The sequence below is a fragment of the Gluconobacter vitians genome, assembly GCF_015244565.1.
Classification (GTDB): Bacteria; Pseudomonadota; Alphaproteobacteria; order Acetobacterales; family Acetobacteraceae; genus Gluconobacter; species Gluconobacter vitians.
This window is the reverse complement of sequence record NZ_JABCQG010000013.1, coordinates 24,262-40,754: the sequence shown is the minus strand read 5'-3', so window position 1 is coordinate 40,754 and position 16,493 is coordinate 24,262. Positions and strand designations below refer to the sequence as shown.

The window sequence follows — 16,493 nt, the reverse complement described above, 5'->3', positions numbered from 1 at the left end:
TTTGCCAGACAGGCTCCGGTGTGGTGCCTGCCCTCTCCTTCTCCCCCTTCCCCCTTTTTCTTTTCCCGTCTCCTACTGCGCGAGATTGGCGACCTGCCGCGCCAGGCGGGCACAGAGCGCGCGCGTGACGGGGTCGTCCTCGTCCACAACCGCACCGGTCAGGACAGGAAGAAGGCGGCGCGCTTCAGGTGCCGAGAGATCCAGATGCCAGCACGCGCCGATCTGCGTGGCCACCGCATCCGGCTGATCGACCGGGCGGACGGACACCGAGACCTCATTGCCGTCCACGTTTTCGGGTTCGAGAACGGCGTTCTGACCGTCTGGCAGGCGAACAGAGCGCAGGCCGCTCATGTTCGGCTCGTCAGCCGTCGCGTCCAGCACGAGCTGACCGGCTGCCTCGGCCGTCTGGGCCTCAACCTGAAAGGTGACGCGATCGGAGAGAAGCTGGCGCTCGCTGAGCGTCACAGTAAAAACGGGCATGTCAGGGCTCCTGAACTGAAAAAGGCCGCCCCGGAGCGGGCGGCCTTGAAGGGCGGACGAAAAAAGAGAGGCTCAGTCGCTCACAAATTCGGAGCTGCCGAACACATCCTGCCAAGGGCTGTTTCTGGTCAGGTGGCAGTCGGACTGCCAGTCGTAGTAACCGGACTTGAACCGCGACGTGATGGCCTGGAGGGTTTCGGTCGCCGTCTCGTCCAGATCCTCCTCGGTCCGCACGATCACACTGCCGTAGTGGCTCTTGCGGACGGAAAACTTCACCTTCGGGAAAGCCTTCTTCAGCATCCGGCGGATGTTTTTGGCCGCCAGCGTGCCGCTGCTGTCGTCGCCCTGCTCCAGATCGGCATAGTCCGGATTGACGCGGAGTGCTGCGACCTCGGCGGCATGTTCGGCTTTCGCGCGCGCTTCGGCTGCCACCTTCTCAGCCTCAACCTCTTCGGCATGGGTGCGGAGGAAGGCGATCTCCTCAGCGCTTGCCAGTTTCTTGTCGGCTTCGATCCGCCACTGGACACCGCGCAGAATGGCCTCGGGCAGACGACGGGAGATCGAGCCACAGGCAAAGACGATGTCATAGGAGGCGCTCCCGCCCGACACGATGGCCCCGCCACGCGACAGGGACCGGACGGTGGTCGGGCTTTCCTTGCCGTAAACAGCCATGACGATTCCGGCTCCCCGGCTGTAGAGGTGAGTATAAACGCGGGTGCCGACCTGAATGGGAGCAAGAGTGGGGACGAACATCGTCTGATCCTTTTCCTTTGGATTTTCGTGATGTCTTCTCCAGCGTCAGCGCGGGAGGGCCGGGTCAAAAGCGGCGCGTGCGCCGGCACCGGAAGCGGCGCAGCCGGTGAGGAGCCACCTTTTGACCCGGACGGAGCGCGATGGCAGCGCCCCTCCCCTCCTTTCCTTTTCTTTTCCCTCTCCCTGCTTCAGGCCACGACCACGATTTCGAGGTGGTCACGCATGAACTGCATGGCCTCGTTTTGCTCCGACTGCTCGGGCTCGGGCGCGTCGAGAGAGAAGGTCTCTTCTGAGTCCGGCTCCGTCACTGGCACGACAGGGCCGTTCGACAGGTCGGCCTCATCATCGGCTGCTCCATCGAAATCATCTTCAGGCACCTCGTCCAGGTCCTCATCGTCCACCACGCTTTCCAGCTCGCGGATCTTCTGCTGTTTTTTCTTCTGCTTTTGCGTCCAGACGTCCTGCGCCTGCGCAAAGGACGCCACCTCGGGCAGCCAGTGGCCTTCCCCGACATGGTTCATAAGGACCGCACGCATCTCCTTGCCGGTGTTCTGCGGCGCAAGGCCTTCGGCCTGAACCGCTTTGGTGATGCCGGGCTTGCTGTAGCATTTGAGGAACGCCTCAAAGGCCATGCTGGGCATCTTCTGGTCGGCTCCGAACAGGACGCCCACGAGCTGCGCGGGCAGGCCACTGCCGCTGTGCATCGACACGTCGCAGTTCAGGATGCTTTGCAGGACGGCGACGGCATGGCGGCGGATCAGCGTCTCGTCACGGACAAGGCTGCCTTCGGGGAACAGGTCAGCCATCGCAAGCGTGCGGGCGGTTGGCTCTGACCAGTTGTTTCCGCTGGCATCGCCATGCACACGGACGTTCTCGGCTTCCAGCGCCAGCAGGAGGGCTGCGATCAGCTCCCATGGATCGGCTGTCTCGGCCACCTCGCCGAGGGCTTCGCGCAAGGCGACGGTGCGGATCTCGCCGATCATCTTGTGGCCGGTCCCGGAAACATCCGGTCGTTCTTTCGGGGCCTCGGGCTCTGCGGATACGTTCGCGTGGCTCTGTGTAAAGGCAACAGACGGACGGCAGCGTTCTTCCACGATCTTCAGGGTCCGGGGATTGAGGCCGTAACCCATCACCTCACCCTCCTGTGTCGGCATCCAGGTCCCCATGGTAATGAAGCCTTCGGGGGCGCGGATGTATCCGTACTCGTCCGTGGTCAGGACAATGGAGCGTTCGGGCCGCTCATTGTCCAGCCAGTCCTGCTGCGCAGCGGCGTAAGCCGTGGCATCGAGCGTATAGCGGCTGTCCGTTCCGGGCTCGGCAAACAGATCCTCCATCCAGACGATGTTGTGCCTGCGGGCAAGATCATCACCGAACCGGGCGTTGCGGGCATACCATTCCCGCTGCTCAAGGTTCCGGGCGAGCGCTTCCCAGGCCACGGTGTCCTTCGGATCTTTCGCCTTCAGGCGGTACTCGGCCGGGTCTTCTCCGTCCTCGACGCTCTCGGCATACGTCTCCGCCCATGCGTCGCGCTGCTCTTCCAAAGACGCCTGGGCGAGGATCTTGCGCTGGCGGTCATCCGGTCCACGCCCAAGAGCGATGGCATCGAGGATGGGCGGATGCAGTTTGGCCAACAGACTCAGGCGCTTGAGATAGGTCGGCGTCACCATCAGGGCCGAACAGACCTGCGGATCCGTGTAGCCAAGCTCCTCACGCAGACGGGTGACGCTGTTCCACTGCTCCGGCTCCGTCATGTCGAGACGGACGAAGTTCTCGCTGACGGCGGCCAGTGCATCGAGGTCATCGCTCTGGTCACCGACATACACGTCAATTTCAGGAAGGCCCGCATAGATGGCTCCCTGCGCGCGACGGTGCCCGGCCACAATCATCAGGCGTCCATCTTCCAGTTCGCGGACTGCCGGGGGATGGAGGATGCCAATCGCCTTGATATTCAGCGCCAGCTTGCGCAGTTCCTCAAGACTTCCGATGGAAGAGCGCGGATTGTTCGGATTGGGCACAAGGGTTTTCGGATCAACGCGGCGAAGCTCGGCCATGGAACGCTCTTTCTATAATTTTTCAGATGTCCCTCCCGCGTCACGGGCCAGCCAGCCGCGCAAGGCCGCGCGAAGCGCGCCCGGCCTGAGCCTTGCGCGGCTGGCTGGTTCGTGACAGCCCCGCCTTTCCTTCTTGTCCTTCCCCCTTTCAAAACACTCTTCCTTCAGAAATTGCATCAAATCCGTGAATGCTGTATTTTATGTAAATAAAGGAGAACGCTATGCGCACATTCTCGACAAGCGATTTGTCCCGCAAATCCGGAGACATCATCGCCAGCGCCCTGCAAGGGCCAATTTCAATTAATCAGCGCGGCAAACCACGGTTGGTCATGCTAAGTGTCGAACAATACGAGGCATTGGTGGGAAGCGCACCAGAGCGTACTGCCGGTGCCACTACGGAAATGCCTCAGGATCTGGTGCACGACGTAGCAAATGCGATTGATGGTTACCTGCTGGAAACCCGCACAGAACCATGAGTCAGCCTTTTAGGCCCGGGATGGTTCTGCGATACCCCTATCTCTGGCATTGGCAGAGCGGGAGTGGCGAAACAGAAGGACGCAAAAATCGTCCAACGGCCGTGGCCGCAGTCTTTGTGGGACGTGATGATCGTCAATACGTTCTGCTCCTTCCCCTGACGACGAAACAACCCTCTGGGCCACGCATTGCAGTCGAAGTCCCAGCAACCGAGAAAAAGCGAGCAGGCCTTGATCAGGAATTGCGCCAATGGATCCTGTTGGACGAATACAACTTGGATCCGACCGCTACCTCGTATTACTTGCAGCACACGTCATCCCTCGGTCAGTTCAGTGACGCGTTCATGCGTCCCGTACTGACACAATTCCGGAAGCTTCTGCCTACGGCACGACGCGTTTCTCGCTATCCTTGAGAAGACCGCTTCCGCCCTCGTCTCGGACGTTCGGATGCCCAGATCACATTCCCGACTCCGGACATTGGCCCTACCCAATCCTGCTTTAGGCGGCAGGCGCCCGATAAACACGTCAGTAAGGTGCTCATGGGAAGCGCACTTTCCGCGCCCTGCAACCAAACGTTTTCTTTGCCCGCTTGCGTCAAATTTTCATTAAAAGTATGAAAGTGTAACTCTTGTGACAGCCTGACATGGGGTCAGCGCCGGTCATGCCGCGATGGAGCTGAAACGTTATGGCTGACAACTCTGACGAGCAATTCGTAGCGTCCGATTACACGCTGCTTGGTGACGCGACCGACGACCCCAACGGTATGGTCGACATGCCGGCCGGTCAGGAGCCAGCCACGACCAACGCGGTTCCGTCGGGCGTCGAATACAATTTCCTCGCCGCGACAGCGGGGTATTACACGGTCAGCTTTGCCTATCAGAATACGGCGAACGCGCCGGCTTACGAACAGCTTTCCATCAATGGCCAGAACGAGCCCGGGGTCGTCGAATTCGACCAGACTGGCGGCGTCTCGACCGGGACGGCGTATGCATCGGTCTATCTCAAGGCCGGTTTGAATTCGATCGAGCTGAATAATCAGACGACCGACGAGACCAACGGTCTGACGCCGGTTCCCGAGGCCCAGCTTCAGGCAAGCCCCGCCTTCCAGATCGGCACGTCCACGGTCGCGGCCGGCGCATCGCCCTCCCAGGAAACGTCGGCGCAGTCGCTCGCGATCTCCAATCAGACGGACATGCAGGCGTTCGTTCAAGGCGAGAGCATGGCGCCTAAGCAGCAATGGACCTTCGGCCCGAGCCTGTCCGAACTGCATGTCGGCAGCAACGACGAACTCAATCAGCTCGACTTCAACGCCGTCTGGTTCCGCAACGTCACGCCCGGCCAGCAGGCCGAGACTTATTCGCCGTATTTCAAATCCAACGAGTCGTTCGATGCCAACGGCGTCCTGCATGTGAACTATGGTGCCTACTCGCCGACCGGCCAGGCGCTGCCGGTGCAGATCCAGGCAACCTATGCCAACGTTCCGAACGAAAACCTCATCGTCGAAAACCTGTCCCTGACCAATCAGAATGCGAGCGGCACCCAGCCGCTGGTCTGGGACGTGATGAATGCCACCGGTATCAACCCAGGTGAAGTCAGCAGCACGACATGGGATCCGACGCATAACGCATGGATCGTTACCGAGGACCAGGGAAGTGGCAAATCCCCGCTTTATCTGGCGATCGGTGACTATCAGGTCAGCAACAGCACGCACGCGGCAGGCGTCGACGGCGTCAATGTGCGCGGCAGCTATTCCCTGTCGAGCGGCGCGTCCGGCAATCCGTCCCTGAATGCTCCGGACCAGGGCGTTATCGGCGGGTTCGAGAACAACGGCACGATGATCGGCAGCAGTTCGGGCGCGTCGGGCACAAATCTCGCGGTCGGCACCACCGACAGCGATGTCACCCTGAATCCCGGCCAGACCGTCGATCTCAGCTACTATCTGTCGACAGCCACCAGCCTGTCGCAGCTCGACGCCAATCTCGATAAATATACGAACACAGTCGGGTCCACGACGTCGTCGACGCCGATGACGGACGCCACCGGCGCTTCCGCCGCGAGTTCCTGGACTCAGCAGACGGCTACCGCATGGGACGACACGCTCAACCAGGCCTACAATTTGGCTGGGTCGACAGAAACAAGCGGACAGGCTGCAACTGCGGCCAGCGGGCAGACACTGGATCCTACAAGCAGCGCTGCGGCCGAGAGTGCCTATCGCTCCAGTCTGATCAATATTTTGCAGGCACAGAGCCCGGAATACGGCTCGTTCATGGCGTCCACCAACCCGTCCTATGAATACAAGGTCTGGGTGCGCGACAGCGCCGCAACCGCGATCGGTCTGGACGACGCAGGCCTGACCCAACCGGCCGACAAGTTCTGGCGCTGGATGACGTCCGTCGAGCAGAACGGCATGAATGCGACCTATAGCGGCAACGCTTCAGGCACATTCTCGACGAACTATGGAGAATTCGACCAGAACCTGCCGATCGGGTTCGTCGCGCCGGAAAACGACTCTCAGGGCCTGTTCCTCATCGGGTCTTACCGTCATTACGAGCAGATGCTCAGCGAGGGCCAGACTCAGCAGGCCCAGTCCTTCATCAGCGATCCGACGGTGCGTCAGACTCTGGTCAACTCCGCGAACTGGATCCAGGAAAATATTGGTAGCAACGGGCTTGGGCCGGCTGACTACTCAATCTGGGAGGACATGTACGGCTATCATACTTTCACGCAGGTCACCTACGCGGAAGGGCTGAACGCAGCATCGCAACTCGCCTCGGCCATGGGCGAGGGCAATCAGGCCCAGACCTGGGCGACCGGCGCCGAGACGATCAAGGATGCGATCCTGCGTCCGACCACGGCGTCGACGCCGGGGCTCTGGAATGCGCAGGAAGGTCATTTCGTCGAAATGATCAACCCGAACGGAACGATTGACAATACGATCGACGCCGATACCAACATTGCCGCCGTCTTCGGTCTTGTCTCGCCCACAAGCATCTATGCGACTGAAAACGCGCAGGCTGTCGAAAATGCGCTGACGCAGGACAATTTCGGTCTATCGCGCTATCAGAACGAAACATTCTACCAGTCCTCGCAGTGGAGCCCTGGGGGCACATACGAGGCGCAAGGCATCTCGCCGTCCTGGCCGCAGATGACCGCCTATGACAGCATCGTCAGCATGGATTCCGGCAATACGACCCAGGCAAATAACGACCTTAGCTGGATCGAACAGTCCTATGACAATGGCGGCACTCCGCCCGGTGAATCCTACGACTGGGCGCGTGGCCAGCCGATCGAAAGCACATCGTCCGAACCGGTGACGGCGAGCTGGTACGTCCAGGATCTCCTGAACAGCACCGGCCAGACATCGACCCTGATGCCTGCGATTACCGGGCAGGCACCGACCGCTACGCCGCAGACCGACGTCTCCGTCAATACAGGCACGACCGGGTTCGGGTCCTACACCCTTGGACTCGACAGCGCGGGTAACAGCCAGGCCCAGGATATGATCGTCGGCGCGGGCAACACCTCTGCCACGTCGGTCGCCATGGTCCGCAATGAAGCTGCTGCCGGTACACCGGAAACCATCGACAACACGAACGGTGTCAATGACCTTCTGGTTTTGGGCAATGCTGGCGATACGAACGTTCTCGCGGGGCAGAATTCCACTACGACAATCATGAACAACGCTGCCGGGGACCATGGCACGGTGGAATACACGGGTGCCGCGGGCGCCAGTGCGACGATTCTCGCCGGCCCTCTGACAGAAATCCAGGCCGCCGGTACGACAAACCTGATCATGGGATCGCAATCCGATACGACGACGTCCGATGCCTATATCACCGGTGGCCAGTACGACAGTGCCGACCAGACCAACATCACCACTGAGGGCCCGGCAGGACAACTGGACGCGATCGACAATCAAGGCAACGCACATACGACGCTTCAGGTCGCAAGTCCGACCGACCTCCTCTATACCGGCCGCGACACCACGTTGAATCTTGGCACTGACGGCCAGAAGTCGACCATCAACTCGCTTGGTAACGACCAGATTCATATGAACGGATCGAACGTGAACGTGGCGTCCGTCACCGGAGGGTTCGACACGTTCTATGGTGGCACCGGCACCATGACCATCAACGCCAGCCAGTCGGTCGGCTATACGCAGGAAATCTATATCGGCAGCCAGACGTCCGGCGGGAGCCTGACCTATACAGGCGGCAACGCTGCGAACCAGATCACGCTGGGCGACGAAAGCAGCGTTGCGATCACGGCCGGCGCCGGGGCTATGAACATCACCGCAAACGACAGCACCGGTCTTTGGGCCAGCCTGACGAACGCGGCATCGGCGGACCTGAACTTTGGGTCCAGCCTTGGCAACTCTATGATCTACGGCTTCAACGGAAGCACTGACAGTGCGACCATGCAGGGTGTCACCGGGACGTCCTTCTCGGGGGGCAACCTGATGGTCAGCCTAGCTGACAATCACAACATCACGTTCTTCGACGTCCATACCCTTCAGGGCATGAACATCGTCGGCGCCTGACAGACAATTGGGTCGTAGCGAGGCTGCGACCCATTCCAGTGACAAGTGTGAACGTGACCGAGATGCCTTCTGATAACATGGCAACAACACGCCTTTGCTCAAGCCATGCGTGGTTGGCGTGCTCACCCTACAATCAGTTCTACGTCACTCGTCCACTGGGCTGGATTCTTGTTGATCCGACGAAGCTGTCGGCAACCGAGATACAGCAGCATATCGAGCAGAACCTCCAGGAACCGATCAATGAGGAGGAGTTTCGGAGAAGGCTGTTCAGATCGCATCGTGTTCAGTTCAGCTCCGATCGCTGCACCGTGACGCCCGAACTGCGGCCATTCTGGAGCAATCCCGTCCTTTCTCTCTCGTTCGCGGGTTTGCGTTTCGAAGGTGCTTGGTCGAAAGCAGCGTTTCGAGGTTAATTTTCGAGGTATCAACAGAGGCTTTTGCCTTTCTCGATACGGGGGTTCTGCTCCAGTGTGAGAGGCAGCTTTCCAGCTTCGATTTCGAGAAGCAGACATTCAGCATTCCCCCCATTTCTGACTATCTTCCCAATTTTCACGTAGCTTCGAGCGCGGCCTTTGCTTCAGCCTCTTCCGCGTCGTTACGGCGTTGCGTATCGGCTGCCAGATCCGCCTCAAGGGCCGCCATGGCCTCGCGCTTCTCCTGCAACAGCGCCGCCTCCGGGAACGCCAGACCCACACGGGCGCGGTAGCCGGGGAGCTTGCGCTCGGCTTCTTCCACCTGACGGCGCGCGTCCGCCAGCTCGACCTCGAACCGCAGCAGCGCGTTCTCGATGCGGCTGACCAGCCCGACCGGGCTTGTCTCGCGGTCGAAGTCCATGCCGAGGATGCGCCCGTCCAGCACAAGACCGAGGGTTGCGTCCCATGTCTCCTCCCCGTCAAAGCGGGTGCGCCAGGTCTCGCACAGGATCTCGAAACCGCCGATCGCACCTAACGTCCACTTGCCTTTCTCCCCGGACTTCGCGGCGAGACGGGCCTGCGAGAGAAGCCACAGACCGGCCTTCTCACGCTCGGTCATCTCCCGATCCTTGCGCACCAGCCTGAACGCTTCACCGCGCGTCGGCTCACGCTTTGCGATGTCGTTCTGAAGACGCGGGATCACGGCCTGCGCCGTCTCACGGTCACGCTCGGCACGGTCAATGGCACGACGGACGTTGTACTGGTCGTCGTGATGCGCGGCCTGCAACCGCTCCAGGCGGGCCAGCTCGGCCTCCAGTCCCGCCTTTTGCATCAGGCGTTCATCCCCTGACGCAAGGGCCTTGGCCATGGCAAACTGGTCGGCTTCCGCCCCCACATCTTCCAGACGGCGGATCGTCCGGTCTCCGGACATGGCAAGGCAAATGAACTTCTGCTTGCGCTCCAGCATCTGCCAGTTCGTCGCATCCACCGAGCCTTTCAGGGCATAGGCGTAAATCCGGATGACCGGGTTCTGGTTGCCCTGCCGCTCGATCCGGCCTTCACGCTGGATGATGTCCGAGACCAGCCAGGGCACATCGAGATGATGCAGGGCGATCAGCCTCTGCTGCGCGTTCACTCCCGTTCCCATGGTCGCGGACGATCCGATCAGGATCCGCTTGCGGCCCGCGTTCATGTCGCGGAAGAGCCCCTGCTTGGCAGCGCTCTTCTTGTAGTGCTGCATGAAGGCGATCTCTTCGCGCGGGATGCCCATGCGGATCAGCTCGTCGCGGATCCAGCGATAGGCCGAGAAACCGCGTGTCTCCAGGGCGGATTCCGTGCCCAAATCCGAGAAGATCATCTGCGTGGCACCCGGCAGGTCATATGCCCGTCCCGTCTCGGGGTCGGTGTAACGGTTGGCCGACGTGTCCTGCCAGATCCGGAAGACCTTGCGGATCATGACGTTCAGCTTGTTGCTGTTGTCGTTATCCGCCCAGTTCCGCACGAAACGCAGGTCGATGGCCGCGTGCCGGGCATCGGTGATGACGGACAGCAAGATGTCGTCACCCTTCTGGGGCTTGCCCGTGCGCTCTTCAATCGTCTTGATCCGCTCGGCAAGCGTCTTCTGATATTCTCGGAAGGCGTCCCCGCTATCGGCCACGACGATCTCACGCCTGCCGCCCGCAATCTCGGGCAATTTCACGTAGCGTCGCAGGTCGTCCTGCTGCACGACGTCGGCAAAGTCGCGATACATCGCCATCAGGTCGGCAACATTCACGAACTCGGAGAACCGCGTGACAGGCTTGTAAAGACCGCTCGGCTGAAGCTCCAGTTCCGTGCGGGTCTCGCCAAAACTTGCGGCCCAGGCGTCGAACTCGTGCAGGCCACGCTCGACAAGGGCTGGCAGGTCCATGAACCGCTGGATCGAGAACATCTCGCCCAGGGTGTTGGTAATCGGCGAGCCTGACGCCATCACCAGCACGCGCTCGGGATTACGCTTGGCGAGGTAGCGCGTTTTGACGAACAGATCCCAGGCGCGCTGGCTGCCGTTCGGGTCGATCCCCTTCAGATCGGACTGGTTCGTGCCGAAAGACAGTTTGCGGAACTGCTGCGCCTCATCCACGAGGATCTGGTCCACCCCGATCTCGCCGAGATGCACCATGTCATCCTTGCGGCTGGACAGGGCCTTCAGCTTGGCTTCCATTCCCTCCTTCAGGCGCTCGATGCGCTTGCGCGACAGGCGGTCATCGCGGTTCACGTTCTCCAGAAGGCTTTCGTAGGACGCAATCTGGTCCTCGACCATTTCCTGCTCAAAGGCGCTCTCGACCGGCACGAACTTGAAGGCGTCATGCGTGATGACAATGGCGTCCCAGTTCCCCGTAGCCGCCCGGGCCAGGAACCGCTGGCGCTTGTCCTTCACGAAGTTGGTCTCGTCCGCCACGAGGATCTGGGCGTTCGGGTAGAGCATCATGAACTCACGCGCCATCTGCGCAAGGCAGTGCCCGGGCACCACGATCATGCCCTTGGAAATCAGGCCGAGGCGCTTTTGCTCCATCACGGCCGCGCACATCGAGAACGTCTTCCCGGACCCCACCGCATGGGCCATGTAGGTGCTGCCCTTGGCGATGATCCGCCAGATCACCCGCTTCTGATGGTCGCGCAGGCTGATTGCTGTGCTCGCTCCGGGCAGTTTCAGGTGGGAGCCGTCGAACGTGCGCGGGACAAGGTTGTTGAACGCATCGTTATACAGCCGCACCAGACGCTCGGCGCGGTCAGTGTCCTGCCACACCCACGTCTCAAACGCGGTCTTGATCGCGGCCAGCTTTTCCTTGGCGGCCTCGGTCTCCTTCGTATTCAGTTCACGGTGTTCGCCATTCACATCGCGCCAGGTGTCCCAGATTTTCGGGCTGGCCTGATTAAGCGCATCGTCCAGCAGATCCCCGGCATGACGGCGCTGCGTCCCCCAGACCGAGGTGGCCTCCGCCTTGCCGGAAAACCCGCTCTTGTCCACGCTCCAGGTCGCCACCTCCAGCGTGTGGTGAATGGTCGTGCGGACCCCCATGACCTCTGCGACGAAAGCCTCGACATCCGGCACAGGGATCCACGGGGCTCCCAGACGGGCGGTGATGTCGGACGGGCGCAGGTCTTCGGGCTGGACCTCTTCAAGGGCGGCGACATTGCGCTGATAGCGTCGGTCGCGCTCGGCCGCCTCCCGGGCCTGCGCCAGCTTGGTGCGAACCGCGCCTGACAGGGCTTCGTCTGCCGTCACCCAGACCTCACGGCCACCTGTGCTGCGGATCGGGTCGAGATAGACCGAGGATCCGAGTTCGGCGAGCACCTCCTCACCTGGGCGGCCCAGAAGCTCCGCCATGCGCTCGACGTCCACGCCGCCTGTCTCGTGCAGGGAGACCGCCAGCGCATCATGAGCGCCGTGAACCTCGGGCTCGGACGGCGCCTGGATCACGCGCTCGCTGAAGATCGGACCCGGACGGCCGGTCTGGGCCTTCTCGTCATACTCTTCGATCGAGCTGACCAGCCACACATCCGGGTCATCGTAGAAGGGCTGAAGGTTCGGACGCCGCTGTGTGGACTTCTCCTCACCCGTCTCTTCATCCACCCGCGTTGTGGTGTTGGTGAGGTTGATCGCTCCGAACTGACGGGCGAAGGCCTGATACGCGCGTTTGAGATCGGCCTGATGGGCGCTGTAGGGCAGGTTTTCCACCTGTGCCCGAAGCACGAGCCGGGCCGCATCCCTGACAGGAATCAGGCCCTTGATGATCGCGGCGTGCTTCTGGAAGATCCCTTCCTTCTGCTCGCCTTTCTTCACCTTCACCAGCACGGTTTCGCCGTCAATGATCTGGTGCAGCGCGCCCTTGTGCAGCAGGTAGCTCCCCTCTTTCAGCAGGGCACCGTCTGCGGCCGTTCCGATCTCGGCGGCGTGGTTATCCTGCACCGCCGCGACATCGAGTGTCTGCGGGACGGGGAAGCGGGCTAGCGAAGAGAGACGGCCAAGGGCCAGTGGCAGGGCCTCGTCCAGCATCTGGAGCGGATTGGCCTTGCAGGTGTATTCGGGTCCGAACTGACCGCTCGTCCAGTCGTGCCGGCCGAGAACCTGCTGGCCGTTTTCCGCGAAGTAGCGGTTGATCCGCAGCGGGCCTTCGCCCTGATCGGTGTCCTCCAGCGCAGCCACGTCCAGCCAGGTGGCATCGCCTGCATCCTCGCCCGGTGCGCGGCGGCGGAATACGAGCACGTCCACCACGACATCGGTTCCGGCATCGTCGCGCATGGCACCCGCTGGCAGGCGTGCGCCGCCCACGAAATCGGCTGTCTCGAATATTGTGCGCCGTGCGCCAGCATCGGACTTGTCCATCGTCCACCGCGACGTGACGAACATCGCCAGCGCTCCGGGACGCAGACGGGAGATGGACCGGGCGATGAAGTAGTCATGCAGGGACAGGCCAAGGCGGCCCAGCTCGTCCGTGCCTCGAACCGTGCGGTTGCTGAAGGGCGGGTTGCCGATGACCAGATCGTAGCGTTCCGCCAGCTTGGCCGTCGTGAAATCCTCGGACCGGACCCACTGGTTCGGAAACAGCTTGCGCGTGATCCGGGCCGTCAGCGGATCGTTCTCGATTGCGGTCCACGCGGTTTTCGGGGCCAGCTTCGGGGGCACGCTCGCCATGAAAAGCCCTGTGCCACAGCCCGGCTCCAGAGCGCGTCCACCCCGGAAGCCCATCTGCGCCGCCAGATCCCACATCGCATGGACGATCAGCTCGGGCGTGTAATGGGCGTACTGTGTCGCCCGTGCCAGACCCGCCCGCTCCTGCTGGCTGGTCAGTTCCTCAAGCTGGCTGCCGATCTCTTCCCACCCTGCCCGGAAGGTCTCTCCCGCACGCGGGAACAGGCTGTTGGCCAGCTCTCCGGCCCCGAACCCTGTGAAACGGGCAAGGACGGCCTGCTCGTCGGGGCTGGCGTTGCGGTCTTCGGCTTCAAGCGTGGCCAGAAGGCGGATCGCCGCAAGATTGTCTCGCGCACGCTCTTTCCAGCCCTGGGCGAGACCACGCGTTCCGGCCAGGGCAAAGTCCACCTTCGGCAGGACAGCGGGGATCGGGGCCGGGGCTTTTGCCCCCTGTTGGGCCGCAGCGGCGGCTTCCTCAAGGGCGCGGTCTCCCGGAAGCTCGCCCCAGTACAGATTGGACTGGCTGCCGCCGAGTGCTGAGGTATCGAAAAAGCTCAGTTGGGACGTGGACATGGAAAAACTCCGGACAAGCGGCAGCGCCCGGTGCTGCACGGAGGCAGACCGGGGGGCCGGAAAACAGGATCAGTGCGGGGAGAGAGGCGTCAGGCCTCCCGGATCAGTTCGGGGTCAGAGGGGACCAAAGCGCAGGCGGATCTGCTCACACTCGCCCTCGGACAGGCGGGCCAGCGCGTCACAGTGGTAGGCCGACCCTTCCCGTGCCTTCGTCGCCACGCGCCACCAGGCTTGCGGATCGCTGCAATGCAGACCCACCAGATGCGTCTCGTCGTTCTCGGGTCCGCATCCTTCGAGGAGCGTCCAGCCTTCCTTGTGAGCCTGTCTGGGTTCAAAGGCCGTGGCCTGTGCGGGGCGTTCGAGGGTCTCTGACATCGTCTTTATTTCCTTTCCTGACCCTCTCCGGCGAGCGCAGGACAGCGCGACCTGCCAGAGCGACGCGCAGCGTCGGGACCGCCCGGCCCGCAGCGTAGCGAGGACACGGCCGGACCCACCTCTTGCGGGGCGGGCTGGCCTGTGCTGCCCCCTCCCCTCCTTTTCCTTTTTCAACCGTCTGTTTTTTCTACTTTTTTCTAAGTCGGCCCTGCCCCCTGCCCGAACGCTCCGGCCGGTAGCTCCCAGGCTGGTGTGAGGACGGTCGGGATCGGCCGCGACGACAGGCACGCGCGGGCCAGATCGGGCGCTGACAGGGCAGCGTCATACGGCCTGTCCTGCTCCGCGAACTGCTCCAGGGAGACGGTCCGCTTGATGGTGCAGCCGAACTGCTGCTCGTACTGTACGAGGCGCTCAAAGCGGGCAGGATCGAGCCAGCGGATCGTTGCAAACTGCCGCGCATCGCCAAAAATACAGGTGGCACAGGACAGCCTGGAAAAGCCGATGCGGTATGGCAGCGCCGGCATCACGTTCCAGCGCTTCAGACTGTCCCAGACCTGAGGAAACCGCAGACGTGTGCCGTTTGGCCCCTGCCCTCCTGTACGGATCAGCCCGTCAGGGCTTTCGAAAAGGACAGGCGCCGTCGGGGCAGCGTTGCGGAGCATCTCCCGCTCGAAGCCGCCCTCTCGCCAGGAGCGATAGAGCGGCAGCCCGAAATCCTGCGCCAACGCGCTCACATAGGGCGAGGTGGAGGGCCAGTCCATGAAGGATGGCCCCTGCCCGTCCACCTCGTGGTGCCACAGTTCCAGGCGGTCCTTCGGAGCACCGGCTTCAAGGAGGGCAAGGAGGCAGGCGGTGCCGTCTTTCCCGCCCGAGACGGCCACGATGATGCTGTCATAGGAGGTCAGATCCGGCGTCATGGCACAAACCTGCTGACAGGAGCACCTGTCCGGACAGAGCGACACATCAGGGCGGTGGGGACAGGAGCGGCCCGGAGCATGAGTGGCTTTACATGCCGGTTATCCCAGCTCAGGCCTTCACAGCGTGAGAGAAGTCCAAGCTGCACGGCCGCCTCGTCCCGGCAGGCACAGACCTGCTCGTTGCCACCCGATCCACGGCGGCACGGCTCATGTGCAGGCGCGTGACAGCCCGTGCAGGCGATGGTCAGGGCCGGGTCGCCCTCTTCCCAGTGCGCGTTGCACCGACGGCAGGACATGGGCTCCTGGGTATCAGTCCACCGCAAAGGCGGCCGACCGCGAGGCGCTGGAACATAGGGGAACTGGTAGCGGCGCATGATGCTCGATCCATTTCTGGTTTTTGAACATCCTTGCGACGGCCTATCGATCGCCCGCGGTGCAACAGTGCCGCGCAGCGGCAGGATCTGAGTCATCCGCACTCACGCACAGCCGGCGCAGCTGGCGAGCATGGGGAGGACGGACGCTGACCCACCTGTTGCATCGAGGGCGATTGATAGGCAGTGCCTTATTTTGCCTTCCCTTCTACAGTTCTTCTTTCCTTCTCGCCGCCCACATAGGGAAAGAGCCCGCGACGTTGGGCAGTAGCCAAGAGGCTTGGGTAGCCGCTACTCGATTATAATGGATAGCCGCTACCCGCAGATTGGTGCAGGGACGGGAGGGTCTTCTGGCTTCCATGCCGCTCCACGTCGCTACCCACCACCCGACTACATTGGGTAGCCGCTACCCGCAGATTGCTGCAGGAACGGGAGGGTCTTCCGGCTTCCATGCCGTTCCACGTCGCTACCCGCTACCCGGCTATAATGGGTAGCCGCTACCCGCAGATTGCTGCAGGAACGGGAGGGTCTTCCGGCTTCCATGCCGCTCCACGTCGCTACCCGCTACCCGACTACATTGGGTAGCCGCTACCAGCAGATTGCTGCAGGAACGGGAGGGTCTTCCGGCTTCCATGCCGTTCCACGTCGCTACCCGCTACCCGGCTACATTGGGTAGCCGCTACCAGCAGATTGCTGCAGGAACGGGAGGGTCTTCCGGCTTCCATGCCGTTCCACGTCGCTACCCGCTACCCGGCTACATTGGGTAGCCACTACCAGCAGATTGCTGCAGGAACGGGAAAGTCTTCCGGCTTTCATGCCCTCCACATCGCTACCCGCTACCATTGAGATATCTGCTATCTTTTGGATATTCGCTA

Annotated in this window: 13 protein-coding genes; 6 read left to right on the top strand and 7 right to left on the bottom strand. The window is 62.0% G+C overall.

Annotation, left to right across the window (positions count from 1 at the left end; all coding sequences use genetic code 11):
• Positions 1–72: 72 nt before the first annotated feature.
• From HKD24_RS10595 to HKD24_RS10585, 3 genes are all read right to left on the bottom strand, one after another.
• On the bottom strand, positions 73–480 hold the full coding sequence (locus tag HKD24_RS10595) for a hypothetical protein (RefSeq protein WP_194260261.1): 408 nt from the start codon (positions 478–480) through the stop codon (positions 73–75).
• Between the two features lie 72 nt (positions 481–552).
• A complete protein-coding gene (locus HKD24_RS10590) occupies positions 553–1,233 on the bottom strand; it encodes an LPD29 domain-containing protein (RefSeq protein ID WP_194260260.1) in 681 nt (226 codons plus the stop codon).
• 188 nt (positions 1,234–1,421) lie between these two features.
• Positions 1,422–3,284 (bottom strand): ParB/RepB/Spo0J family partition protein, encoded by a 1,863-nt coding sequence (locus HKD24_RS10585; protein ID WP_194260259.1) that lies wholly within the window; start codon positions 3,282–3,284, stop codon positions 1,422–1,424.
• A 221-nt stretch (positions 3,285–3,505) separates the two neighbouring features.
• Here HKD24_RS10585 and HKD24_RS10580 point away from each other — a divergent pair, with 221 nt between their 5' ends.
• The 3 genes from HKD24_RS10580 to HKD24_RS10570 all read left to right on the top strand — a co-directional run bounded on the left by HKD24_RS10580 (position 3,506) and on the right by HKD24_RS10570 (position 8,710).
• Positions 3,506–3,760 carry a type II toxin-antitoxin system prevent-host-death family antitoxin gene (locus tag HKD24_RS10580; RefSeq protein ID WP_016738627.1) on the top strand — a complete coding sequence of 85 codons (255 nt, stop codon included), beginning with the start codon at positions 3,506–3,508 and terminating at the stop codon, positions 3,758–3,760.
• Positions 3,761–4,442: 682 nt separating this feature from the next.
• The gene (locus HKD24_RS10575; protein WP_194260258.1) at positions 4,443–8,297 is read left to right on the top strand and encodes a glycoside hydrolase family 15 protein; all 3,855 of its coding nucleotides are present in this window, start codon (positions 4,443–4,445) and stop codon (positions 8,295–8,297) included.
• A gap of 77 nt (positions 8,298–8,374) precedes the next feature.
• Positions 8,375–8,710 carry a hypothetical protein gene (locus HKD24_RS10570; RefSeq protein ID WP_194260257.1) on the top strand — a complete coding sequence of 112 codons (336 nt, stop codon included), beginning with the start codon at positions 8,375–8,377 and terminating at the stop codon, positions 8,708–8,710.
• Positions 8,711–8,846: 136 nt separating this feature from the next.
• Here HKD24_RS10570 and HKD24_RS10565 read toward each other — a convergent pair whose 3' ends face one another.
• The 4 genes from HKD24_RS10565 to HKD24_RS10550 all read right to left on the bottom strand — a co-directional run bounded on the left by HKD24_RS10565 (position 8,847) and on the right by HKD24_RS10550 (position 15,543).
• Positions 8,847–13,955, bottom strand: a complete 5,109-nt coding sequence (locus HKD24_RS10565; protein WP_194260256.1) for a DEAD/DEAH box helicase family protein — start codon at positions 13,953–13,955, stop codon at positions 8,847–8,849.
• A gap of 114 nt (positions 13,956–14,069) precedes the next feature.
• On the bottom strand, positions 14,070–14,330 hold the full coding sequence (locus HKD24_RS10560; protein ID WP_194260255.1) for a hypothetical protein: 261 nt from the start codon (positions 14,328–14,330) through the stop codon (positions 14,070–14,072).
• A 197-nt stretch (positions 14,331–14,527) separates the two neighbouring features.
• Complete coding sequence (locus HKD24_RS10555; protein WP_194260254.1) at positions 14,528–15,247, bottom strand: tRNA lysidine(34) synthetase; 720 nt, start codon at positions 15,245–15,247, stop codon at positions 14,528–14,530.
• Positions 15,244–15,543 carry a hypothetical protein gene (locus HKD24_RS10550; RefSeq protein ID WP_228124328.1) on the bottom strand — a complete coding sequence of 100 codons (300 nt, stop codon included), beginning with the start codon at positions 15,541–15,543 and terminating at the stop codon, positions 15,244–15,246. Before HKD24_RS10550 ends, HKD24_RS10555 begins: the two co-directional genes overlap by 4 nt.
• A 434-nt stretch (positions 15,544–15,977) precedes the next feature.
• Between HKD24_RS10550 and HKD24_RS15480 the strand changes: the two genes are divergently transcribed.
• The 3 genes from HKD24_RS15480 to HKD24_RS15470 are packed head-to-tail and all read left to right on the top strand — an operon-like array spanning position 15,978 to position 16,464.
• Positions 15,978–16,112 (top strand): hypothetical protein, encoded by a 135-nt coding sequence (locus HKD24_RS15480; protein ID WP_265589064.1) that lies wholly within the window; start codon positions 15,978–15,980, stop codon positions 16,110–16,112.
• A 47-nt stretch (positions 16,113–16,159) separates the two neighbouring features.
• Positions 16,160–16,294 (top strand): hypothetical protein, encoded by a 135-nt coding sequence (locus tag HKD24_RS15475; RefSeq protein WP_265589063.1) that lies wholly within the window; start codon positions 16,160–16,162, stop codon positions 16,292–16,294.
• A 47-nt stretch (positions 16,295–16,341) separates the two neighbouring features.
• A complete protein-coding gene (locus HKD24_RS15470) occupies positions 16,342–16,464 on the top strand; it encodes a hypothetical protein (RefSeq protein WP_265589062.1) in 123 nt (40 codons plus the stop codon).
• The last annotated feature ends 29 nt before the right edge of the window (positions 16,465–16,493 follow it).